17 protein-coding genes are annotated in these 23,346 nt (G+C 74.7%); 6 read left to right on the plus strand and 11 right to left on the minus strand.

Going from position 1 to position 23,346, the window contains the following annotated elements:
• Nucleotides 1–30: 30 nt before the first annotated feature.
• Nucleotides 31–696 carry a LuxR C-terminal-related transcriptional regulator gene (locus ACH4KB_RS11415; protein ID WP_398065750.1) on the minus strand — a complete coding sequence of 222 codons (666 nt, stop codon included), beginning with the start codon at nucleotides 694–696 and terminating at the stop codon, nucleotides 31–33.
• Nucleotides 684–1,913, minus strand: a complete 1,230-nt coding sequence (locus ACH4KB_RS11420) for a histidine kinase (protein WP_398065751.1) — start codon at nucleotides 1,911–1,913, stop codon at nucleotides 684–686. The genes ACH4KB_RS11415 and ACH4KB_RS11420 overlap by 13 nt, the downstream gene beginning before the upstream one ends.
• A gap of 179 nt (nucleotides 1,914–2,092) precedes the next feature.
• Between ACH4KB_RS11420 and ACH4KB_RS11425 the strand changes: the two genes are divergently transcribed.
• Nucleotides 2,093–2,791: an ABC transporter ATP-binding protein gene (locus tag ACH4KB_RS11425; RefSeq protein ID WP_398066058.1), complete on the plus strand. Its 699-nt coding sequence runs from the start codon at nucleotides 2,093–2,095 to the stop codon at nucleotides 2,789–2,791.
• A complete protein-coding gene (locus ACH4KB_RS11430; RefSeq protein ID WP_398065752.1) occupies nucleotides 2,788–5,577 on the plus strand; it encodes an FtsX-like permease family protein in 2,790 nt (929 codons plus the stop codon). Before ACH4KB_RS11425 ends, ACH4KB_RS11430 begins: the two co-directional genes overlap by 4 nt.
• Nucleotides 5,578–5,690: 113 nt before the next feature.
• Here the strand turns inward: ACH4KB_RS11430 and ACH4KB_RS11435 are convergent, their stop codons facing one another.
• On the minus strand, nucleotides 5,691–6,695 hold the full coding sequence (locus ACH4KB_RS11435; RefSeq protein WP_398065753.1) for a LacI family DNA-binding transcriptional regulator: 1,005 nt from the start codon (nucleotides 6,693–6,695) through the stop codon (nucleotides 5,691–5,693).
• A 157-nt stretch (nucleotides 6,696–6,852) separates the two neighbouring features.
• On the opposite strand from ACH4KB_RS11435, the gene ACH4KB_RS11440 reads away from it, so the two are divergent.
• Nucleotides 6,853–7,683: a phytanoyl-CoA dioxygenase family protein gene (locus ACH4KB_RS11440; RefSeq protein ID WP_398066059.1), complete on the plus strand. Its 831-nt coding sequence runs from the start codon at nucleotides 6,853–6,855 to the stop codon at nucleotides 7,681–7,683.
• A 56-nt stretch (nucleotides 7,684–7,739) separates the two neighbouring features.
• On the opposite strand, the gene ACH4KB_RS11445 is transcribed toward ACH4KB_RS11440, so the two are convergent.
• The 7 genes from ACH4KB_RS11445 to ACH4KB_RS11475 form a co-directional block, all read right to left on the minus strand.
• Nucleotides 7,740–8,663: a LysR substrate-binding domain-containing protein gene (locus ACH4KB_RS11445; protein ID WP_398065754.1), complete on the minus strand. Its 924-nt coding sequence runs from the start codon at nucleotides 8,661–8,663 to the stop codon at nucleotides 7,740–7,742.
• A 46-nt stretch (nucleotides 8,664–8,709) separates the two neighbouring features.
• On the minus strand, nucleotides 8,710–9,909 hold the full coding sequence (locus tag ACH4KB_RS11450) for a glycine C-acetyltransferase (RefSeq protein WP_398065755.1): 1,200 nt from the start codon (nucleotides 9,907–9,909) through the stop codon (nucleotides 8,710–8,712).
• Between the two features lie 100 nt (nucleotides 9,910–10,009).
• Nucleotides 10,010–11,038, minus strand: coding sequence for an L-threonine 3-dehydrogenase (tdh, locus tag ACH4KB_RS11455; protein WP_398065756.1), 1,029 nt, complete (start codon nucleotides 11,036–11,038; stop codon nucleotides 10,010–10,012).
• 396 nt (nucleotides 11,039–11,434) lie between these two features.
• Nucleotides 11,435–13,834: an ABC transporter substrate-binding protein gene (locus tag ACH4KB_RS11460; protein ID WP_398065757.1), complete on the minus strand. Its 2,400-nt coding sequence runs from the start codon at nucleotides 13,832–13,834 to the stop codon at nucleotides 11,435–11,437.
• 1 nt (nucleotide 13,835) lies between these two features.
• Entirely contained in the window at nucleotides 13,836–16,016 is a 2,181-nt protein-coding gene (locus ACH4KB_RS11465; RefSeq protein WP_398065758.1) for a bifunctional serine/threonine-protein kinase/ABC transporter substrate-binding protein, read from the minus strand.
• A 9-nt stretch (nucleotides 16,017–16,025) separates the two neighbouring features.
• Entirely contained in the window at nucleotides 16,026–16,802 is a 777-nt protein-coding gene (locus tag ACH4KB_RS11470; protein ID WP_398066060.1) for a hypothetical protein, read from the minus strand.
• A 291-nt stretch (nucleotides 16,803–17,093) separates the two neighbouring features.
• Nucleotides 17,094–17,933: an alpha/beta fold hydrolase gene (locus ACH4KB_RS11475; protein ID WP_398065759.1), complete on the minus strand. Its 840-nt coding sequence runs from the start codon at nucleotides 17,931–17,933 to the stop codon at nucleotides 17,094–17,096.
• A 167-nt stretch (nucleotides 17,934–18,100) separates the two neighbouring features.
• Between ACH4KB_RS11475 and ACH4KB_RS11480 the strand changes: the two genes are divergently transcribed.
• Complete coding sequence (locus ACH4KB_RS11480; RefSeq protein ID WP_398065760.1) at nucleotides 18,101–20,629, plus strand: GTPase-associated protein 1-related protein; 2,529 nt, start codon at nucleotides 18,101–18,103, stop codon at nucleotides 20,627–20,629.
• Nucleotides 20,630–20,738: 109 nt separating this feature from the next.
• Here ACH4KB_RS11480 and ACH4KB_RS11485 read toward each other — a convergent pair whose 3' ends face one another.
• Nucleotides 20,739–21,146, minus strand: coding sequence for a hypothetical protein (locus tag ACH4KB_RS11485; RefSeq protein ID WP_398065761.1), 408 nt, complete (start codon nucleotides 21,144–21,146; stop codon nucleotides 20,739–20,741).
• A gap of 167 nt (nucleotides 21,147–21,313) precedes the next feature.
• On the opposite strand from ACH4KB_RS11485, the gene ACH4KB_RS11490 reads away from it, so the two are divergent.
• Together ACH4KB_RS11490 and ACH4KB_RS11495 are read left to right on the plus strand one after the other, a co-directional pair.
• A complete protein-coding gene (locus ACH4KB_RS11490) occupies nucleotides 21,314–22,396 on the plus strand; it encodes a carboxylesterase family protein (protein ID WP_398065762.1) in 1,083 nt (360 codons plus the stop codon).
• Nucleotides 22,393–23,343, plus strand: a complete 951-nt coding sequence (locus ACH4KB_RS11495; protein WP_398065763.1) for an amidinotransferase — start codon at nucleotides 22,393–22,395, stop codon at nucleotides 23,341–23,343. The genes ACH4KB_RS11490 and ACH4KB_RS11495 overlap by 4 nt, the downstream gene beginning before the upstream one ends.
• The last annotated feature ends 3 nt before the right edge of the window (nucleotides 23,344–23,346 follow it).

Genomic DNA, 23,346 nt, shown 5'->3' on the forward strand with positions numbered 1-23,346 from the left:
TCCTCACGGGGTGACCCCGCCCCGGCCCTGTCAGGGCGTGAACCCGTCCCGGCCCTCCAGGTAGGCCAGCACCGCGAGGACGCGGCGGTGGACGGCGCCGTCGTCCGGCTCCAGGCCGAGCTTGGCGAAGATCGAACCGATGTGCTTGCTCACCGCCCGTTCGGAGACGGTGAGTTCGGCGGCGATGGTGGCGTTCGCCTTGCCCTGCGCCATGTGCTCCAGGACCTCGCGCTCCCGGGCGGTGAGGCTCTGGAGCGGGCCCGCCGAGGACTTGCGGGTGAGGAGCTGCGTGACGACCTCCGGGTCGAGCGCGGTGCCGCCCGCCGCCACCCGGTCCAGGGCCTCCAGGAACTGTTCGACCCGGCCCACCCGGTCCTTGAGCAGGTAGCCGATGCCCCGGGCGCCCTGGGCGAGCAGCTCGGCGGCGTACGTCTCCTCGACGTACTGGGAGAGGACCAGGATCGGCAGGCCGGGCAGTTCGGCGCGGGCGGCGATCGCGGCCCGCAGCCCCTCGTCGCGGAAGGTGGGCGGCAGCCGTACGTCCAGCACGGCGACGTCCGGGCGGTGTTCGAGCAGGGCGGGCAGGATCTCCGGGCCGGCCGCCGCGTCGGCCACCACCTCGTGTCCTGAGCTGGTGAGCAGGAGGACGAGGCCCTCGCGCAGGAGGGCGTTGTCCTCGGCGATCACGATCCGCACGGCAGCTCCACTTCGATGTCCGTCGGCCCCCCGGCGGGGCTGCTGACGCGGGTGGCGCCGTCCAGCGCGGCGACCCGCCGCCGGATGCCCACCAGCCCGCTGCCGGCGCGTTCGTCCGCGCCGCCGCGACCATCGTCGCCGATGGTCACCCGCAGGAGGCCGGGGGGCCGGTCGATGCGGACCCGGGCGGCGGTGGCGCCGCTGTGCTTGCTGATGTTGGTGAGCGCCTCGGCGACCACGAAGTAGGCGGCGGCCTCGATCGCGGCGGGCAGCCTCCCGTCCTCCACCCCGTCCAGGTCCGCCGTGACGGGTACGGCGACATCGGCGGCCAACGCCCGTACCGCACCGGCCAGTCCACGGTCGGTGAGGACCGGCGGATGGATGCCGCGCACCACGTGCCGCAGCTCGGCGAGCGCGGCTTCGGCGCCGTCCTGGGCCTCGTCCAGGCGGGCCCGCGCGGCGGCCGGATCGCGGTCGAGCAGCTGTTTGGCGAGCCCGATCCGCATCGACAGGGCGACGATCCTGGCCTGGGCGCCGTCGTGCAGATCCCGCTCGATGCGCCGCAGCTCGGCCCCGTGCGCGGCGACCGCGCCGGCCCGGCTCTCGGTGAGGTGGGCGATCCGCTCGGTGAGTTCGGCGGCGGGCGGCGGGGCGAGCAGGGCCATGGTCCAGCCCGCCGAGAGGTCGGCCAGCACCGGGTGCCAGCGCAGCGCCCAGCCGGGCCGGTCGGGCGGCTCGATGCCGTACTCGTCGGCCCGCCGCCGGTCCACCAGTCCCACGACGGACAGCGCGGCGCCGTCCACCAGCAGGGCGACTGGCCACAGGATCATCGTGAGGTAGCCGAGCCCCATGCCGAAGAGCGTCTGGACGGGCAGCCAGAGCGCGAGCCGCCAGGTGGTCCGGTCGGTGAGCGTCCGCCGGACCCGTTCGGGCAGCTCGCCGCCGCCCAGCGGCGGATACGACGCGGCGCGGTGTCCCGGCCCGAGCCGGGCCGCCGCCCTGCGGCTCTCCGCCGAGGCGGCCCGGCGCAGCAGCGCGGCGGCCTCCGGCAGCGCGGGCAGCCCGATGATCGCGACGGCGAACAGGAGGGCGGCCACCACCAGGAACGCGCCGACGTAGGTCAGCATCGCGACCCCGATGCCGATGAGGAGGTAGCGCGAGGCGTCCCAGGAACGCCGGACGGCGACCGAGAGGGGCCCGGGTGGTGAGCTGCTCATGGCAGCCCACGGTACGGGGGCGGGCCCGCCGACGGAGGGGGGCGGTCCCCCGGCCGGGGGTGGAGCTGGCTGCACCCCCGGTCCGGTAGTGCGCACCCTCGCCCGGCGACGCCCCGTCTCATAGCGTTCTAGCAAGTCAAACAGTACGGGGACGGTGGAGGCGAACAGTGGGTACGACGATGGTGGAGCAGGGAGCCGCGCTCGGTCTGGAGGGGGTGAGCCGGAGCTACGGGCGGCGCGGAAGCAGTCGGAGGACGACGGCGCTCGACGGGGTCAGCTGCGCGGTCCCGGTCGGCAGTTTCACCGCGGTGGTCGGCCCGTCGGGTTCGGGCAAGAGCACCTTCCTCCAGGTCGCGGCGGGCCTGGACCGGCCGACCTCGGGCACGGTCAGGATCGCCGGCACGGATCTCGGGTCGCTCTCCGAGGCCGCGCTGACCCGGCTGCGGCGGGACCGGATCGGGTTCGTCTTCCAGTCGCACGCGCTCAACCTGGTGCCGTCGCTGTCCATCGAGGAGAACGTGGTGCTGCCGCTGGTGCTGGGCGGCGCGGACCCGGGCGGCACCGATGTGCTGGCGCGGGGGCGGGAGTTGCTGGCCCGGGTGGGTCTCGCGGGGCGCGGCGGCGACGGGCCGTCGACGCTGTCGGGCGGCCAGCAGCAGCGGGTCGCGGTGGCGCGGGCCCTGGTGACGGAGCCCGAGGTGATCTTCGCGGACGAGCCGACCGCCTCCCTCGACCCGGAGTCCGCGGCGCTGGTGCTGGCGCTGCTGCGGGACGCCGTGAGAATCGAGGGCCGCACGGTCGTGATGGTCACCCATGACCCGGTGGCGGCGAGCTGGGCGGACACCGTGCTGACGATGGACGGCGGTCGGCTGCGATGAGAAGGCGTACGGGCCCGGTGGCCCAGGAGCCGACGGAAGCACGGAGCAGGCGTACGGGCGGAACGGCCCCGGAGCCGGCCGGAGCACGGAACAGACGTACGGGCACGGCGGCGCGGGAGCCGCTGGGAGTGCGGCAGGGGTCGCGGCGGGCGTCGGCGTTCCTGGCCCGGCGGTCGCTGGCCACGCACCGGCGGGCCTGGGCTGCGGTGATCGTGGCGACGGGGGCCGCCGCCGCGCTGGTCGGCGCGTTCGCGTTCGTCGTCGGCTCGCTGCTGGTGGCCGCGCCGCCGGTGCAGCGGTACGCCGGCGCGGACGCGGTGGTGGCGGCGGACCAGAAGGTGTCGTACACGGCGAAGCCGTGGGGCAGTGAACCGCAGACGGCTACGGCGTATTTGCCGGAGCGTGCCCGCCTCGACCGTTCGGTGCTGGCCGCGGTGGCGGGGGCCGACGGCGTGGCGAAGGCGGTCGCGGACGATTCCGTGCCGGTGTCCACGGGCGACGGGCTGCCCGCGGTGGGCCGCTCCTGGCCGTCCGCCGTCCTCAGCCGCTACGAGCTGGCCGAGGGCCGGGCCCCCAGGGGCGCGACCGAGGTCGTCCTGGACGGCGCGCTCGCGGCGGGCGGCCACGCCCCGGGCGAGCGGGTCGTGCTGCGGGCCGACGGAGCCGCCCGGACCTACACCGTCAGCGGGATCGCCCGCACCGGGGACGGGGGCGACGCTCCCCCGGCCGTGTTCTTCACCGAGCCCCGGCTGACCGCCCTGGCCGGGCACCCGGGCCGGATCGACGCGATCGGCGTGGTCGCGGAGCCGGGCGTCTCCCGCGACGCGCTGCGGGACGCGATCGGCGCGGTCCTGCCGGAGCGTTCGGGCGTCCCCGGGGCCGACCGGGGGGTGCGGGTGCTGACGGGCACCGAGCGCGGCGAGGCCGAGCAGGTGGACGCGCTCGGCGGACGGAGCGATCAGCTGGCCCTGCTCGGTTCGATCGGTGGCACCGTGCTGATGGTGGCGCTCCTCGTGATCGCCTCGACGCTGTCCCAGGCGATCCGTCAGCGGTCCGGGGAGCTGGCGCTGCTGCGGGCCGTCGGGGCCTCGCCCCGTCAGCTGCGGTCCGCGATCGGCCGGGAGGCGGGCCGGGTGTCCGCGGCGGCGGCGCTGCTGGGCGGCATCGGGGCCGTACCGCTGGGTCTCGCGATGCGTTCGCTGCTGACCACCGATCCGCTGCCGCTGCCGGTGCCGTGGTGGCTGCCGCCCGCCGCGGCGCTGACCGGCGGGCTGCTGGTCGCGCTGCTGGCTCGGCCCGTCGCGATGCTCGCCGCCCGGTCCGTCACCCGGCTGCGGCCGGCCGCCGCGCTGGGTGCGGCGACGGCGGACGAGCCGAGCGAGCCGGGACGGTTCCGTACGGTGGCGGGGGTCGTGCTGGCCTTCGCCGGGATCAGCTCGGCGGGGGTCGCGACGACGCAGAGCGGTCAGGCGGCGGGCGCGGCCGCCTCGGGCGCGGCGATGTCCCTGGTGATCGCGGTCGCCCTGCTGGGGCCCCTGGTCTCCCGGATCGTCCTGGGGGTGCTGGGCCGCCCGCTGCGGAAGGCAGGCGGAGTCTCGGGGTTCCTGGCCGAGCGGGCGGCCTCGGCGCACACCCGGCGGCTCGCCACCGCGTTCACGCCGATCGTGCTGGTGGTCGCGTTCGTCTGCGTGCAGCTCGCCTCGGGGCCCACGATGGAGCGGGCCGCCGACCAACAGGCGTCCGCCGCGCTGCGGGCGGACCTGGTGGCGACGGGCGGCGGGGCGGGACTGCCCGCCGGGGCGGCCCGGGCGGTGCGGGAGGCTCCGGGGGTCACGGCGGCGACCGGGGTGCTGCGTTCGACGGTCGTCCTGGCCGACCGGCAGGCCGGCGAGCCGGTGCTGACCCGGCTGCCCGTGCTGGGCGTGGAGGCGCACGGCCTGTCCGGCACGCTCGATCCCGGCGTCACGGCCGGCGACCTGGACCGGCTCACGGGCCGGGACGCCGTCGCGGTCGGGGCGGACCGGGCGAAGAGCCTCGACGTCGGCCCCGGGGACCGGGTCGCGCTGCGGCTCGGCGACGGTACGCGGGTGGAACCGCGGGTCGTCGCGGTGTACGAACACGAGCTGGGCCTGGGCGAGTTCCTCTTCCCGCGCGAGGCGCTGGCGGGCCATGTCTCGGCCGCGCGGGACCAGGCCGTCCTGATCCGGACCGGGTTCGGGTCCGGGGCCGGGGCCGAGGCCGAGACCGGGGCCGGGGCCGGGGCCGGGTCGAAGGCCGGGGCCGGGGCCGGTGCGGACCCGGCGGACGCGGTGCGGGAGGCGCTGGCTCCGTACGGCGGCGGGGTGGCGGTGCGAGCCGCCACGGGCGACGACGTCGCGATCGCTCCGCCGGTGTCGGACGGGGACAACGCCGTGATCGTCATCGGCGTCGGGGTGATCGGCGGCTTCGCGCTGCTGGCGGTGGTGAGCACGCTGGCGCTGATCACGATCGGCCGCCGGGGCGAGTTCCGGCTGCTGCGGATGGTCGGCACGGGGCGTCGGCAGCTGCGGCGGATGCTGGTGCTGGAGACGGGCCTGGTCACGTTCGCCGGACTGGTGATCGGCACGGCGGTGGCCGCGGTCCCGCTGACCGCGTTCGCCGTCTCGGTGGCGGGCACGGCACCGTATCTTCCGCCGGTGCACTACGCGGTGATCGCGGGGGCGGTGGCGCTCGCCGCGGCGGCCGGGACGCTGGTCCCGGGCGCGTCGGCCGGGGGACGCTTCGTCCTGGGTCGCCGGGCGGGGTGAGGAGCGGGGCCGGGGGCCGGGCGGAGGGTGCGGGTGCCGCCGTGGGGGCGTTCCACTCGGTCCGCGTCACACCGACGCGGCGCCCTCCGGCCTGCCGGACGGATGGGTCGGGCTCAGGTGGTGCCGCGAGCCATCAGGCGGTGCGGCACGATGAGTTCCTGCGGGGGAACGGTGTTCCCCGGGCTGTAGATACGGTCGGCCAGACATTGCAGGGATCGTTCGGCGATCTGTTGCTTGGCCGGTGAGACGGTGGTCAGCGGAGGATTGCTGTAGTGACCGTCCTCGATGTCGTCGAACCCGACGATCGCGACGTCCTCGGGCACGCGCAGGCCGCGTCGGTGTGCTGTGTGAAGGGCGCCCAGGGCGAGTTCGTCACTGAAGGCGAACACGGCGTCGGGGGCGACCGGCCCCTCCAGCAGTTCGGTCATGGCTCGGGCGCCGTCCGCCCGGTGCAGGGCGACGACGGCACGCTCCGCGCCCTCGTTCCTGGGAAGGCCAACGCGGTCCAGGGCACGCCGGTAGCCTTCCAGGCGCAGTCGGGCGGTGTCGTTGTGCAGATGGGGCTGCGTGCCGATGGCGGCGATACGTCGCCGGCCGAGGCCGATCAGGTGGTCCGTGGCTTCTTCGGCCGCGGCGATGTTGTCGACGGCGACGCGATCGGCCGCTCCGTGCGAACCGCGCTCGCCGAGCAGGACCAGGGGGACCGTCGGCCCGGTGGCCGCGAGTTCGGCGGGATCGAGGGCCCAGGGGCTGATGATGAGGCCGTCGACCACGCGCCCACCGCCCGGCGTGAGCAGTCGGCGCTCGGCCTCCGCGTCCCCCCGCGTCTGGTCGATGACGACGGTCCACGAGCGTCGTCGGGCTTCGTCCAGCAGGAGGGCGGCCAGTTCGCCGAAGTAGGGGGAGTCCAGTTCGGGGATGGCCAGGCCGATGATGCCGGTGCGGCCGGCCCGCAGACTCCGGGCAGCGAGGTTGGGGCGGTAGCCGAGTTCTTCGATCGCTTCCTGTACGCGTCGGCGGGTCTCCGCCGCCACCGGCGCCGATCCGCTGACCACGTTGGACACGGTGCGTACGGAGACTCCGGCCCGGGCGGCCACATCCTTCAGACGACTGCTCACCTCGGCATCCTGTCATGCGCGCAGGAGACTTGCGCACCAAGGTATTGCAACGTTGCATGCATCGATGCAAATGTAGGGCGGAAGCTCCGTTCGCAAGAAGGCGAGGATGACCGTGCCCGCAACCCCCGACGCATTTACCACTGCTGACGTCGACGCCATGCCCTGCCCTGCCGATGCCCCCCTGGAAGTGGCGCAGGACGTGGCCGACCTGTACTCGGCCGGCATCACCGCGCGGAAAGGGGCCTTCACCGTGGAGTGGGTCGACCGGCTGCGCGAGGACATCGAGACCGCGTTCGAGGAGGCACGCTCCAGGCCGCGCGGCGCGGTGGGCCGGGGGCCCCACCGCTACTACGTGGAGATCCACCCCGAGCAGTTGCGGGGGTTCGTCGAGCTCGTCGACCATCCCTGGGTCAGGTCGGTGGCCACCGCCGTCCTCGGCCCCGGCTACCGCATCGTCGAGCTCGGTTTCGACGTACCACTGGAAGGCGCGGTGAACCAGCCGTGGCACCGCGACTTCCCCATCCCCGCGAACACCCGCACCAAACGCCGCCTCACCTCCCTCGCGTTCAACGTCACCGCCGTCGACACGGGCCCCGACATGGGCCCCTTCGAGATCGCGCCGGGTACCCAGTGGGACGACGAACCCGATTTTGAACACGGAATGTTCCCGGCCCGCCGGAGCTACCCCCGCTACGAGCAGCTCGCGGTGCGCAAGTATCCGCAGCGCGGCGACATCTCGGCCCGCTCCGCGCTCACCATCCACCGCGGCACCAAGAACGAGTCGGCCAAGGCCCGGCCCGTCCTCGTGCTGGGCCTCGACGGACCCGACGCGCACAATGCCGACCGCCACGACGCCGCTGTCTCGCGGCAGTTCTGGGACGGCCTGCCGCAACGGGTCCGTGACCACCTCGACTGCCCGGTCGTCGACGAGCTGACGCCCATCACGCAGAAGCACACCATCGAGGGTCTGGTCATGGGCGCACCCTGAACCGGGGGGGACCCGCGTCGCCCGGTCGAGGGGGGCCGCCCTGGCCAGGGCGGCGTTCAGACCCGCGCCAGGCCCGCTTCCCGTACGGCCACCGCCTCCATCGCGTCCAGCACCGGCCGGATCAACGGATGGCCCTCGGCCCCCTGCCGTACGGCCGCGAAGACACGGCGGGTCGGGGCGCTGCCCTCGACGGGGCGGACGACCACCCCGGTCAGCTCCATCCCGCGCAGCGCGGACCGGGGCACCAGGGCCACCCCGGCGTCCGCCCCGGCCAGGGCGACCACCGCGCGGAAGTCGTCCGACGAGTGTTCGAGGCGGGGAGCGAACCCGGCGAACTCGCAGGCCAGGACCACCACGTCATGGCAGGGGTTGCCCGGGTACGGCCCGATCCACGGGTCCTTCGCGAGGGCGGCGACCGCCACCTGGTCCTGGTCCGCGAGGCGGTGGCTCACCGGGAGCACCGCGTCGAACGGCTCCGAGTACAGGGGAACGCGGGTCAGGCGGCGGTCGTCCTCGCCGGGCGCGCCCCGGTATTCGACGGCCACCGCCACATCGACCTGCCGGTCCAGCACCATCGGCACGCTCGCGTCGCCCTCCGCGTCCTGGACCTTGACCCGGATTCCGGGCGCGGTGCGGGCCAGCTCGGTGAGGGCGGGGGCGAGGACGAGGCCGATGCCGGTGGCGAACGCGGCGACCGTGACCGTACCGGCGACGCCCGCGCTGTAGTCGGCGAGCTCCGCCTCCGCTCGCTCCAGCTGGGCCAGGACCACGTTGGTGTGGCTCAGCAGGATCTCCCCGGCGGCGGTGAGCCGGGCCCCGCGCGCACCGCGTTCGACGAGGCGGTGGCCGGTCTCCTGCTCCAGGGCGGCGAGCTGCTGGGAGACGGCGGAGGGCGTCAGGTACAACGCGGCGGCGGCCGCGGTCACCGTGCGGTGGTCGGCCACCGCACGGAGGATTCGCAACCGCCGCGCATCGATCATGTGCCCATTGTCCCAGGTCGCGACGAGTGCCCGACCCGGTGAGCGGTTACGCCTCCGCGTCCAGGGCGGCCCGCGCGTCGACGAACGCGTCCACGGCGCGGTTGACGTCGGCCGTGGAGTGGGCGGCGGAGAGCTGGACGCGGATCCGGGCCGCGTCCTGCGGGACGACGGGGTAGGAGAAGCCGATCACGTACACCCCGCGTTCCAGGAGCAGTTCCGCCATCCGGCCGGCCCTGCCCGCGTCCCCGATCATGACGGGGGCGATGGCGTGGTCGCCGGGCAGGATGTCGAAGCCCTCCTCGGTCATCCGGGTGCGGAAGAGCGCGGTGTTGGCGTTGAGCTGCTCGCGCAGGTCGCCTGCGGACTCCAGCAGGTCGATGACCTTGAGGGAGGCGGCGGCGATGACCGGGGCGAGGGAGTTGGAGAAGAGGTACGGGCGCGAGCGCTGGCGCAGCAGGGCGACGATCTCCGCGCGGGCCGCGACGTAACCGCCGGAGGCTCCGCCCAGCGCCTTGCCGAGGGTGCCGGTGATGATGTCGACCCGGTCCATGACGCCGTGCAGTTCGGGCGTGCCGCGTCCGCCGGGGCCGACGAAGCCGACGGCGTGCGAGTCGTCGACCATGACCATGGCGTCGTAGCGGTCGGCCAGGTCGCAGATTTCCTGGAGGGGGGCGACGTAGCCGTCCATGGAGAAGACGCCGTCGGTGACGATGAGACGGCGGCGGGCCCCGGACGCCTCCTTGAGCTGCGTCTCCAGCTCACCCATGTCGCGGTTGGCATAGCGGTGGCGCTTGGCCTTGGAGAGGCGGATGCCGTCGATGATCGAGGCGTGGTTGAGGGCGTCGGAGATGACGGCGTCCTCGGGGCCCAGCAGCGTCTCGAAGACGCCGCCGTTGGCGTCGAAGCAGGAGGAGTAGAGGATCGTGTCCTCCTGGCCGAGGAAGGCCGAGAGCCGCTGCTCCAGCTCCTTGTGGACCTCCTGGGTGCCGCAGATGAAGCGGACCGAGGCCATGCCGTAGCCCCAGCGGTCCAGCGCCTCGTGCGCGGCGGCGATGACCTCGGGGTGGTCGGCGAGGCCCAGGTAGTTGTTGGCGCAGAAGTTGAGGACCTCGCCCGCGCGCCCGCCGGAGGTGACGGCCACGGTCGCGGACTGCGGGGTGCCGATCACGCGCTCGGGCTTGTGCAGCCCGGCGGCGCGGATCTCGTCGAGGGTGGTGCGCAGGTCGTCGCGTACGGAGTCGAACATGCGGATTCCTTAGGGGATCAAGGGCAAAAGATCAAGGGCGAAGGGCGGTCGGGAGATCAGGCGCGTCCGGCGGTCGTCAGCCGGTCAGCCGGTCAGCCGGTCAGGCCGTCCAGTCGAGGATGACCTTGCCGCCGAGACCGCTCGCGGCGTCGTCGAAGGCCGCTTCGTGGTCGCGGAAGCCGTACCGGCCGGTGATCACGGGGGCGAGGTCGAGCCCGCCCTCCAGCAGGACGGACATGGCGTACCAGGTCTCGTACATCTCGCGGCCGTAGATCCCCTTGATGGTGATCATCGAGGTGACGATGCGGGACCAGTCGACGGGGAACTCCTCGGCGGGCAGCCCCAGCATCGCGATGCGGCCGCCGTGCGTCATGTTCGCGACCATGTCGCGCATCGCCTCGGGGCGGCCGGACATCTCCAGGCCGATGTCGAAACCCTCGCGCAGACCCAGCTCACGCTGGCCGTCGGCGATGGTCCGGTCCGCGACGTTGAGGGCGAGGCTGACGCCGACCTTGCGGGCCAGGGCGAGGCGGGCCTCGCTGACGTCGGTGATGACGACGTTGCGGGCCCCGGCGTGCTGGGCGACGGCGGCGGCCATGATGCCGATCGGTCCGGCGCCGGTGATCAGGACGTCCTCGCCGACGAGCGGGAAGGACAGCGCGGTGTGCACGGCGTTGCCGAACGGGTCGAAGATCGCCGCGATGTCGAGGTCGACGGGGGTCCGGTGCACCCACACGTTGGAGGCGGGCAGGACCACGTACTCGGCGAACGCCCCGTCCCGGCCGACGCCGAGGCCGACGGTGGAGCGGCAGAGGTGGCGGCGGCCGGCGAGACAGTTGCGGCACTTGCCGCAGACCAGGTGGCCCTCGCCGCTGACCAGGTCGCCGACGGCGATGTCCGCGACGTCGGAGCCGGTCGCCGCGACCTCGCCGGCGAACTCGTGGCCGAGGATCAGCGGGGTGGTGACCGCCTGCTGGGCCCAGCCGTCATAGGCGCGGATGTGCAGGTCGGTGCCGCAGATGCCGGTGCGCAGGACCTTGATCAGGACATCGGTGGGGCCGTACTCCGGCTCCGGCACGTCCATCAGCCACAGTCCGGGTTCGGCCTTCTGCTTGACGAGTGCCTTCACGGCCGCTGCTCCCTGACGTCGGTACGCGAGTGGATACCCCGGGCCTCGGGGCAGGTCGGAAGAACCCTGCGGCCCGGGGGTGGTTTTCGGGTGGTCGCCCCCAAGGCGGGGGCGGGACGGGACGGGACGGAGCTCGTCGTACGGCTGCACGACGTACGGCTGCACGACGACGTACGACGACTGCACGACGTATCGCTGTACGACGTACGACTGCACGTCGCACGGCTCCACGCGCCATCCTCGGCCGTCACGGAGAAATCTGCCGCACGACGGGGCCCGGGTCCATCGAGGATTTCTTAAGCACGGCCGCAGGAGATCTTCACGCCTGGCCGTGGCTTCACCGACCGCTGTCGCCGCCGGGGCACCGCCGTGGCGGTCGCACCTCGCCGTGGACGGCTACACGTCGCCGAACGGACCGAGGAAGCGGGGGCGGCCCTTCTCGATCCGGTAGAGGAAGATCCCGTTCTCGTACCGCAGCACCTGGCGGGTCGACGCGTGGAAGGCGAGCGGGCGCACGACCCCCCGGTGCTCGGTACGGAAGAGCCGCCGGGCGGTGCCGCTGCGCACCTCCCCCGAGGTGGTCCCGGCGGCGCGGGCGATCAGGCCGACCGCGTCGTACGCCTCGGCGGCCCAGGTGCCCGGGGGTGCGCCGAAGCGTTCGCGGTGGGCGGCGGTGAACTTCCTGGCCGACGGGAGGGCCGTGGGGTCGGCGTACGCCTCGGCGAAGACCCAGCCCTCGGCGGCTGCGCCCGCGCCCGCGAGGAAGGCGGGGCCGAGGGCGGGCCCGGCGGCGACCCTGCTGCCGGTGTAGCCCTCGCCCGCCAGCGCGGTGGCCAGGCGGGCGGCCCGGGTCGCGGCGCCGCTCGCGAGCACCACGGCGTCCGCCCCGCTGCTCATGGCCTTGCGGGCGGCCGTGCCGAAGCCGGAGTCGCCCCGTGGGAGCGCGTGTTCGATGAGAGTGGCGTCGGTCGGCGGGGTGTCTCGGATCGCGCCGCCCAGCTGTCCGCCGAGGCCGGTGCCGTCGCTGTCGCTGTCCTGGACGAGGAGGACGCGCTCGGCGGGGCGGCTGTGGACGACGTAGCCGACGAGGCCCGGGGCGAGCATGCGGTCGTACGGGCGGGTCACGCAGAGGTGGGCGGCCGTTTCGGACGCCGTGGTGGAGCCTGGCGCGACGACGACCAGGGCTAGCCGCGCCTCGCCGTACCGCTCGACGACGTCCTCGGCCAGTACGGCGCCGGTGGGCCCGACCGTGGCGATGACGTCGGGGTCGGCGCCCAGCCGGTCGGCCGCCCGCAACGCCCGGCGCGGGTCCCCGGCGTCGTCCTCGGTGCGCAGGGCGAGGCGGAACACCGTGTCGGCGCGGGCGTTGTGATCGGCGACCGCGAGCCGTACGCCGCGCTGGTGGGCCAGCCCGGCGGCGCGGCCGGGCCCGCTGAGGTCGGCGTGGAGCCCGATCGTGTACGTGGGCGGTGTGCCGGAGCCCGACGCGGCCCCGGCGGACCGCCGCCCGGCGAGCCACACCGCGGTGGAGCCGCCGGTGACCACGACGGCCCCGGCGGCACCGGCGATCAGGAGCCTCCGCCGCGTGAGGCCCGCCGCCGACGGTGCCGCTTCGACCTCGTCCGGGACGAGGGTGGCGGGCAGCTGCTCGGGGTCCGGCAGCGCGAGGGCGGCCGCGGAGCGTTCGGCGATCAGCGCGGAGAGCCCGGGCAACGCGAACCAGGACTCCGGGGGCGGGGCGGTGTCCGGCTCCACGTCCGGAGTCCCACCCGGCACGGCCCCGGCAGCCCCGTCCCGAGCCCTCCCGGAAGCCCCGTCGCGCGCACCGCCCCCGGAAGCCCCACCCGGCACAGCCCCGGCAGCCCCGTCCCGAGCCGTGCCCGGAGTCCCGCCCGGGGCCGTGCGGGGGGACCAGGCCGCACGGGGGTCCGGCGGCCGGAGCGGGACCGGCCCCGGGCTCTTCCCCGACCGGCCGCGGTTGGCTCCCCCGGCCGTCTGAAGGTCGTCGCCGACGCGGCTCGCCGACGGCCGGGCGGCCGGGTCCTTGCTCAGGCAGGAGGCGATCAGGGGCAGCAGCCCGGGCTCCACACCCGCCAGGTCCGGCTCCTCGTGGACCGTACGGAACAGCACACCGGCCGCGCCGGCCGCGCCACCCTCGCCGAACGGCCGCCGGCCCGTCGCCGCGTACACCAGGACGCAGCCGAGGGAGAACACGTCGCACGCCGGTCCCACCGGCCCGGCCGACGCCTGTTCCGGGGCGAGGTAGCCGGGCGTGCCGATCACCGCGCCGGTAGCGGTGAGTGCGGTGGCGCCCTCGTGGCGGGCGATCCCGAAGTCGATGAGGCGAGGGCCGTCGAGAGCGAGGAGTACGTTGCCGGGTTTGACGTCACGGTGGATCAGCCCGGCCTCGTGGACCGCGGCTAGGGCCTCGGCCAGCCTGCTCCCGAGCGCCCTGACGGTGGTCGTGGGCAGCGCGCCGCCGGCGCCCACCACCTCGGCCAGTGAGGGCCCGGGGACGAACGCGGTGGCCAGCCACGGCTCGCGGGCCTCGGTGTCCGCGCCGAGCACCGGGACCACCCACGGGCCGGTGATCCGGGCGGCGGCCTCGGCCTCGCGCCGGAAGCGGGCCCGGAACCCGGGATCGGCGGCGTGCTCGCCCCGGATCACCTTGACGGCGGCGAGCGCCCCACCCGCCGTTCGCGCCAGGTAGACCACGCCCATGCCGCCCGCTCCGAGCCGGACGAGGGTGCGATACGGGCCGACGGTGCGGGGGTCCTGCGAGGTGAGGGGCCGCACGTCAGCCCTTCGGCTTCGGGGCCGGGCCGAGATGGCGGTAGCGGCCCTTCTCCACCCGGTACAGGTGGGCTTCCTGGCCGACGAGTTGCTGACGCTTCTCGTCGAACGCGTACGGGCGGGAGACCCCCTCGTACCGGGCGGCGGCGATCGCGGCGGTCAGCTGGGAGCGGGTGGGACGGCCGCTCTTGGGCAGCCCGGCGCCCGGCTTCGCTCTCTGCCCCGCCCGCCCGGTCAGGGCGGCCAGTTCGCGGGCGACGAGCCCCGCCACGTCGTACGCCTCGGCCGACCAGGCGGCGGGTGCGGCGCCGAAGCGTTTGCGGTGGGCTGCTGCGAACGTCGCGGCGGTCGGGGCGCTCGCGTCGGTGAACGGTGCGACGAACTCCCAGCCGTCGGCCGCCGCGCCCGCCTGTTCCAGGAACTCCGGCCCCATGACGGTGTGCTGGGCCATGCGCGGTCCGGCGAAGGAGAGGTCGGCCAGGATGCGGGCGACCCGGGAGGCTCCGGCCGCGTCACCGGCGTAGAAGAGGGCGTCGCTCCGGTGCGAGAGGAGGTCGGTGACGACCGGTTCGAAGACGGTCGTCCCGGCGGGCACCACACGGGGGCGGGTGGTGCCGGTGGTGAGGTTGGGCGCCATCAGGTTCGTCGCATAGCCCGCCTGGTAGGCCGCCTGCCCGCCGGCCCGGTCGATCAGGATGCCCAGCCGCTCGACGTCGGGGCGCAGCAGGAGGCGGTGGACGATGGGGACACAGAGCGAGGCGTAGGAGGGGGCGGCCTGGAAGAAGGAGCCGTTCGTCCGGGCGGGGAAGGCGATCTGGAGGGCCGACACCGTCAGGACCGGCAGCACCGCCTCGTCGTACGCGGCCAGTGCCGCCCCGGCCGCCGCGTTGCCCGTGGGGCCGATGACGGCGACGACCTCCGGGTCGCGGGCGAACTCCTCGGCGACGCGGGCGGAGCGGGCGGGGTCCCCCTGGTCGTCGAGGGCTTTCACGGCGAGCCGGAACGGCTGGTCGTCGAGGGAGTTGAAGCGGTCGACGGCGAGCCGGGCGCCGCGTTCCTGGGCACGTCCGGCGGCGCTCAGGGGGCCGGTGAGGTCGGCGTGCACGCCGATGATCCAGCGGCGTCCGCCGGGAGCCCCGTCCCCGCCGCCGTCGGGTCCGTCGCCGGTGAGGCGCACGGCGGCGAAGGCGCCCGCGCCGAGGGCCACCGCCCCGCCCGCCGCGAGGAGCAGGAACCGCCGTCGGCCGGGGGCGGGTTCCGGCGGGCCGGGCTCGTCGGTGACGGTGGCGTCGATGCCGGGCAGGGCCAGCACGGCGGCGGACCGTTCCGCGATGATCCGGACGACGTCCTCGGGCAGCCAGTCGGCGGTGGGGCCGCCCGGTACGTCCTCGGCGATCAGGGAGTCGAGGTCGGCGGCGGCCGGACGCTCACCGGGGTCCTTGGCGAGGCACCGGTCCAGGACGGCGCGCAGGCGGGCGTCGTCGATCCCGTCGAGGTCGGGCACGTCGTGGACGGTTCGGTAGAGGAGGGCGTCGACCGCTCCGCTGCCGAACGGCGGCCGGCCGGTGGCCGCGTACGCCAGCAGGCAGCCGAGCGAGAAGAGGTCCCCGGCCGGTCCCGCGGTGTTCCCGGACGCCTGCTCGGGCGGAAGGAATCCGGGGGTGCCGACGACGAGTCCGGTGGCGGTCAGTGCGGTGGCGTCGACGGCGCGGGCGATCCCGAAGTCGATCAGCCGGGGGCCGTCGGCCGTCAGCAGGACGTTGCCGGGTTTGACGTCGCGGTGGACGAGCCCTGCTCCGTGTACGGCGGTGAGGGCGCGGGCGAGCAGCCGGCCGAGGACCGTGACGCTGCGTACGGGCAGCGGCCCGCTCCGGGCGACGACCTCGGACAGCGTGGGCCCGGGAACGAACTCCGTTGCGAGCCACGGGCGTTCGCTCTCGGTGTCGGCGCCGGTGACGCGCACGGCCCAGGGACTGTCGACCCGTCGGGCCGCCTCGGTCTCGCGGCGGAAGCGGGTCCGGAAATCCTCGTCCCCCGCGAGTTCGGGCAGGATCACCTTGATCGCGGCGAGCGCTCCGGCGTCGGTGCGTCCGAGGTAGACGACGCCCATGCCGCCCGCCCCGAGGCGGCCGAGGAGCCGGTGACCGCCGATGCGAGCGGGATCAGTGGGTCGCAGGTCGTCCATCGCCGGGCCTCAGCTCTGCTTCTCGACGGCGTTTTCGAGCCGGGACAGCATGGCGCCCTGTGCCTCGTTGACGAAGGCGTCGATCTCGTCCTCGGTGCGACCCTTCGCCCCCTTGCCGGTCACGGCGACGGTGAACTGGAGGGTCTGCGCCTGCTGCCAGGAGTAGTGGTGCGGCCCGCCCAGTTCGGAGCTCCGGTACTCCCCCATCTCGTTGAGGAAGTCCTCGGAGCTGTTCTGGGCGCTCTCGCCGCCGAGGAGCGCCCCGGCGACCATCGATCCGATCGTCTCGCCCTCGCGCAGTTCCTGGGTGGGGCAGCGCATGCTCTCCTCGATCGACTCCGCCATCTCCCAGGCGGCGTCCTCGCGGGTACGGTGCACGGTGACGACGGCACCGAGGCGCACCGGCCCCTTTCCCGGCTCGGCGGGCACCTCGAACGACCGGGTGAGGGTGGCCAGGACGCTGTACGCGGGCTTTTGCTGCCGCCAGACGCAGTCCTCGCCGAGCACGGGCCAGGTCGCGGGGGCGCTCTCGTACGGGCTCCGCTTCACCACCCCGGGGCCGAAGCTGTCGGGGCCTGCGATGACGCGGTCGATGAGGTCGCGCGCCTCGGCCCGGGTCTGCGGGAGCCGGGCGGGGTCAGGCACGAGCGAGTCCTCGGGCGACGGCCCGGTATCGGTGTTGCCGCCGGGCTCCGGGCTCGCGCTCGCGCTCATCGGGGCGTCGCGCTTTCCCCCTCCCCCCGGGTCGTCCGCCGCGCCGGAGCAGCCGGCGAGCAGCACGGTCACCAGGGCCAGGGGCAGCGCGTACCGCCCCCCTCCTAACGGCACGTGACAGGTCACAGCGGTTCCCCGTTCCTCCTCGACGCCACGTCGATCATAGGTTCGCCCGGTGCGGTCGGTGGGCGCCGATGAGGGACTGTTACCCCGTCGGGACATGCACCGCACCGCCCCCGGGAGCCGGGCTCCGCCCCCCGGGAGCCGGGCTCCGCCCCCCGGGAGCCGGGCTCCGCCCCCCGGGAGCCGGGCTCCGCCCCCCGGGAGCCGGGCTCCGCCCCCGGGGAGCCGGGCTCCGCCCCCTCAGGCGGTCTCCGCCAGGAAGGCGCCGATGTGCTCGACGAGGGCGTCGGGCCGGTCCTGGGGAATCAGCGTGTAACTGTCGGCGACTTCCACCAGCCGCCCCTGCGGCAGAAGTTCGGCGAGGCGTCGCCCGTGGTCGAGCGGCATCACCCGGTCCTCGGTCGCCCAGATCACCAGCGCGGGCCGGTCGAAGGTGCGCAGTTGCTCGGCCCACCGCAGGAGTTCGGCCTTCTCCGGTACGCCGAGGACGTAGGCGCGCAGGTCACGGCGGATCTCCGGGGAGGTCTGGAGCGGCCGGAACCACCGGTCCATCGTGGCGTGCGGGACGGGCCGCTTGCTCATCCATCCCCAGGTCATGGGCGCGCGTCGTGCGGGCCGCAGCCGGAGCAGGCAGAAGGCCGCCCTGATCCCTCCGGGCAGCCTGGCGGAGGCGGCGAGGTTCCGGCCGGGCAGCCCCGGCGGGTAGTTGTCGAACGCCTCGCACGACGTGATCACGAGCCGGCCGATCCGGTCGGCCCGCCCGTCCGCGACCAGGGCCTGTGCGCCGCCCCAGTCGTTCATCACCAGGGTCACGTCCTCCAGCCGGAGCGCTTCCAGGAACTCCGCGACCAGGCGGGCGACCCCGAGGACGGAGAGGTCGGCCCCGGCCTCCATGGGCCTGCGGTGCCCGCCGAGCGGCAGGGTCGGCACGATGCACCGCACCCCGTCCCCGAGCCCGGTGACGACCTCGTCCCACAGCGAGCCGTCCATGGCCACGCCGTGCAGGAGGACCACGACGGGCCCGTCGCCGCCGGTGTCGTGGTACTCGATCACGCCTGCGGAAAGCCTCACGTCGCTCATGGGCTCAACGTAGTGCAGCGACCCTCGGGCCAGCACCTGACGCAGCGTAGGGATTCCGTCCCCGTCCTTGATAACGTCGCCCCCGCGGCTGCGGACTTCTTCCCCCGACCCCAGCCGTACGGGGTGGGCACGGGGATCGGGCGCGGCAGGACGAAGAGGGCCGACAGATGAGCCTTGCACAGGTGCACTACACCTCCGCCGCGCCGGGGGACGAGGGAACGGCGGGCCGGTTCACGGCGGTCGGCCCAGGAGTGTCGGGTGCTCTGCTGGCGGAGATCGAGCCCTTGGTGCGCTACGAGCTTCCCGGGGGCGTTCCCGACCGGCTGACCGACGACGAACTGCGCGCACTGCCGCAGGCGTTCGGCTACTTCGTCCTGTCCGACGGCAGCCGGCTGGTGGCACGTTCGGCTCCGGTACGGGACACGGGCGGCCGCGCGGGGTCGGGCGTACGGTTCCACGCGCACGCGGTGCATCTGCCGCCGGGGGTTCCGCTGCCGGGCGACCGGCTGCCGGTCGAGGCGTGGCGGTCGCCGCACTGGGTGGGGGTGACGCCGGGCGGGCCGATACCGGACCCGTTGACGCTGCCGCCGGGCCCGGCGGCGGTCTCCGAGGGGCTGGACGACTTCGCCGTCTCGCGCGGCCCCTGGCTCGCGGCCGTGCTGGCGGACCTGCGCCGGGCGAGCGAGGCGGAGGCGGCCGACGGGCGGCCGGTGGTGCTGGTGGAGCGGCAGTGCGCGGACGTGGCCCGGTGGCTGGGGCTCGCGTCGCTCACCCTGCCGAGGGAGAGCGCGGAGCGGCTGACGTTCACCACGTACACCCGGCGGCCGGAGAGTTCGGCGTCGCGGGTGGTGGGGGTGGGGCCCGAGGACGCGGCGGCGGCACGGGCCGCGGGTCTGCGGGTGCACGAGTGCGCGGGGCCGCCTCCGGCCGGCGGCGGCCCGGCCGACGCGTGGGCGGCGACGGCGGCACGGGTCTGGCGGAGCCGGTCGCCGGAGCTGTTCGGTGAGGCGCGGGAGCTGCCCGGGGAGCCTTTCGCGGCGGGCCCGTTGGCCGTGACGGCGCTGTGCGCGGGGATCGAGCTCGGGCCGGACGGGCGTGCGGCGGCGGCCGGTTGGGCCGCCGATCGCCCGTACGCGCTGGACGCCAAGCGCACCCGCCAGTTGGTGGAAGCCCTCGCCTCCCCCGCCGTCGACGACCGTACGGGCCCCGAATTCGACGCGGCCGGGCGGCTGTTCGGCGCGCTGGAGGGCCGTTGCCCGGCCGCGGTGACCGCCCCGCTCGCGGCGATGCTGGTCACGGAGGCGGTACGGGGCGGCAACGGCTCGCTGGAACTGCCGCGCCGGGAGGCGTTCGCCGGTCCGGAGGGGGCGGAGGTCGCCGAGCGGCTGGGCCCGGAGATCCTGACCGAGCTGGCCGACACGGTCGGTGCGCGCTCGGTGGCACGCACCGTACAACTCCTCCGAGTAGCACGGCTGCTGGGCGTGAACGGTACGGAGTCGCTGCCGAGGGTCGTGGACCGCTTGGCGCCCGCTCTGCTGGCGGAGGCGGCGGCTTCGGCGTCGCACGAGGGCCCCCCGGGCTTCGCGCCGGCCCTGCTGGAGTTGCTGGACGAGCAGTTCGAGGTGCGGACGGCGCTGCTCGGCGCGCTGGACCGGCTCGCGCCCGAGGACCCCGGCGCGGTGGCCCGGTTCCTGGAGCGGGTCACGCTGCCGTTCACGGGTACGCAGGCGCTGCCGCATCTGCGGATGTGCGCCGAGGTGCCGGAGGCGATGGCGACCCTGGGCGGTGACCGGGCGGCGGTGTGGCACCGGGTGCTGCGGGCGGCCGGCCTCTCCCCCTTCGCCGAGCCCCTGGTCCTGCGCACGGCGGCCGGCCTGGTGTGGGAGGACCGGGCCCCGACGGTCGAGGAGGCCCGGCTGCTGCTGGACGCGGCCACCTCGGACGCGCACCGCGCGGCGGGTACGTGGGCGCGCCTGATGGACGCGGCGCTCAGCCCGTCCGCCGCCGGGACATCCGCCACCGGCGCGTCCGCCGCCGGGACATCCGCCACCGGCGCGTCCGCCGCCGGGACGTCCGCCGCCGGGACGGACGAGGCAGCCGGGCTCGCCGACGATCTGCTGCGCGGCTTCCCGGAGGAGATCGGCGGCCGGGAGCGGGCAGGTCTCCTCCTCCTGGTCCTCGTCCGCGAACTGCGCACCGGAGCACCGGAGCCCGGCTGGGCGGAGCGGGTCCGCACGCTGTGCGCGCAGGCGGAGCCGGTCGAACCGGCGCTCCGCGAGCGGGCGTACGCGGCCCTGGTCGAGCGCCTGCTGGCCCCGGACCGCCCGGGGGCCGAGCTGTACGACTTCGTCCACGGCGACGACGCCGAGCTGATCGCCGCGTACGACCGGGCTGCCCGGACGGAGACCGTACGGGCGCGCCTGCGCACCCAGCCCGCCTACGCGGCGGACTGCTTCACCGTCTGGACGGCCCACCCGCACGCGGGCCGCACCTGGCCCCCGGTGGCTGCCGCACTCCTCGACGAGATCCTGCGCCCCGCCGTACGCGGTATGTCGGCCGAGGCCGCGGCGGAGGTGGAGGAGACGGTGGGCCGCACGGGCAGCAGCGGCCGGGCCGACGCCTTCCGCGACTGGAACCGGTCGAGCGCGCTCGGCCGGCTGGGCCGCCGGATCGCGGGGCGGGTGCGGCGGGGGTGACCTCGGGTCGGCCCCGCCCCACGCTCGATGCGGGCTGCCGAGGCAGAGTGAGGGCGGGGCCCGTCATCATGGGCACCGCCCTCACCTCGTACGTGCGCGGCGCCGGTCGTCAGTGGACATTCCCCGAATCCGCCGGAAAGTCCGGCGGCCAGGGCCCGTCGTACAGCGACTCCCGGCCGCCCATCAAGGCGTATTCCGCCTCGCGCCAGCTCGGATTGCCACCGACGACGAAGCTGTCACCGTCGGGGTCCAGCATCCAGGTGTAGGCCGCGTCGGCGGATTCCAGCCCGTGGCGCTCCGCCACCATGGCGAACTCCTCGGGACGAGCGCGTCGGATGTGCAGGCCGTTGCGGTAGTACGGCTGGAGGAGCATCAGGGTCACGTGGCCGATATGGACCTCGATGTGGGTCGAGGTCCCGTCGACCAGCGTCGCTTCGCTCCGCAGGAAGAGCTGCCGGTGGGACGGGTTGAACCCGGCCACCCGGAACAGCCTTCCGGTCCGGATGAGATCGGTCATGCTCGAAGCCCCCTCCTGATCACGGCACCGGCCATGCCGGCGTGGTGCCGTCCGAAGTTTCACCCGGTCGCATCCGCGGTGTTGGCGAGGTGCGCGGACTTCCCGTGGTTCCGCTGTAAATATGTCCGGTATTCCCTTCCTGGGTACTCGACAGGAGACGACTGGCCATGACAGCGAAACGCGCGGCGGTCCTCGCGGTCCTCACAGGCGCGGTCCTCACGAGCGCGGCCCTCCTCATGGTGGGCGCGACGGTCACCGAGTCCCCGCGTCCGGCGGGTGCCGGGGGGGCGGGCGCGTTCTTCGACGTTCGGCGCCTCGCCGACCGTGGCGCGGTCGTGGTCACCATCAACTACCGGCTCGGAGTCTTCGGCGGCTTCGCCTACCCGGGCCTGGAGGGCTCCGGGACGTTCGCTCTGCGGGATCAGCAGGAGGCGCTGCGGTGGGTCCGGCGCAATGCCGCCGCGTTCGGCGGTGACCCCGGCAACGTGACGGTGGCTGGTTCCTCCTTCGGCGCCGCGGCCATCAGCGGCCACCTCACGTCGCCCGACGCACGGGGACTGTTCCACCGGGCCATCCTGGCCAGCGGCGAGGGAATGATGGACATGCCGGCCGGACGAGCACCGCCTGTTCGTCGGGATGGCCCACGACGCGATCGGCTCCCCGTTCACCGCCGCCCAGTACGCCGCCGCTCTCGGTACCGCCTTCGGCGAGGACGCGGACGCGGTGGCCGCGCGCTACCCGGTCACCGCCTTCCCCTCGCCGGCCCTGGCCTGGTCCACCGTGGTGACCGACAGGATGGGGGCCCTCGGCACCTACGCCCAGGCGACCGCCTTCGGACGCCACGCCCCACGTACGCCTACGAGTTCGCCGACCAGGACGCCCCGACGTACCTCCCCCTCCCCGGAACCTTCGACTTCGGCGCCTACCATGCGGGCGACACGCCGTACCTCTTCGAGGACCCTGCCGCGCAGGAGCACTTCACCGCAGCGCAGGTACGTCTGTCCGACATCATGACCGACTACTGGGCACAGTTCGCCCGTACCGGCACACCGAACCGGCCGGGGCTTCCAGGATGGTCCCCGTTCGACCCGGCGAAGGCCGTACCGCACACCCAGTCCCTGGCGCCGGACAGGGTCGGGCCGGTCGACTACGCCGGGAGACACCGGCTCGATTTCTGGCGCCGCCTCGCCGGCCAGGGCACGCCGCCGGCATCCCGGCCCGCCGCCCAGAGCAAGGAGCCGGTCGCGTGACCGCCCCCGACGTCACCCATGACACTGCCCGCGGCGTGCGGGTGCACCGTCCGCGTGGGCTCAGCGAGGACGAACTGGACGTGTACGACGGCGGCTTCCGTATGCAGACCTTCGTCCGCGATCCGATGATCGTCATCGGCGACCGGGTCATCGAAGCGGCGCTGCGCCTGCCGGCCCGCTTCAAGGAACGCTTCGGCCTGCGTCCCGTCATCGAGGAGGCGGAAGCACGCGGGGCACGCTGCTCGGTCATGCCACCGCCGGCGCCCGTACCGGTGGCGGACCTCCCCACGGCCGTAGAGCCCTTCCTGGAGGGCGGAGACGTGCTGCCCATGGGCCGTGACATCCTCGTCGGCACCGGCAGGGCCGCGTCCGACGCGGCGGGCGCCCGGTGGCTGGAACGGCTCCTCGGGGACGATTACCGCGTCCACCAAGTGCCCCTCTCGGAGGGGGTGATCCACCTCGACGACGGCCTCACCACCGTCCGCGAAGGGCTCGCCGTAGTCTGCCGGGAGCAGTTCACGGACGGGCTGCCCGCACCGGTAGCCGACTGGGAACTGATCGACGTCAGCCTCCATGACGCCGTCAACCTCCTGGCGGGCAACAGCCTGGTCCTCGCCCCCGGCGAAACGCTCGTCGACGAACGCCTCACCGACCTCGCCGAAGCACTCACCGCCCGCGACGTCACCGTCCACACCCTCCCGTACGACGCCGTCACCCCCTTCGCGGGCGGCTTCCGCTGCTCCCACCACCCCCTGGTCCGCAACCTCATCGACACGGAGGGAGGCCCGGTGGTCGGTCGGCCGGAGGCCCGGTGGTCGGTCGGCGTGCCCTTACCGGCCCGACCGGGCTGTGTGATCGCCGGCGGCGACAAGGACATCCGCCGCCGTGAACACGGCCAGGGCGAGACCGAACACGGTCTCGCCCTGTTTCCCGCCCTCCGAGGCTGACTG

The sequence above is a fragment of the Streptomyces sp. NPDC017520 genome, assembly GCF_044329855.1.
GTDB lineage: Bacteria > Actinomycetota > Actinomycetes > Streptomycetales > Streptomycetaceae > Streptomyces.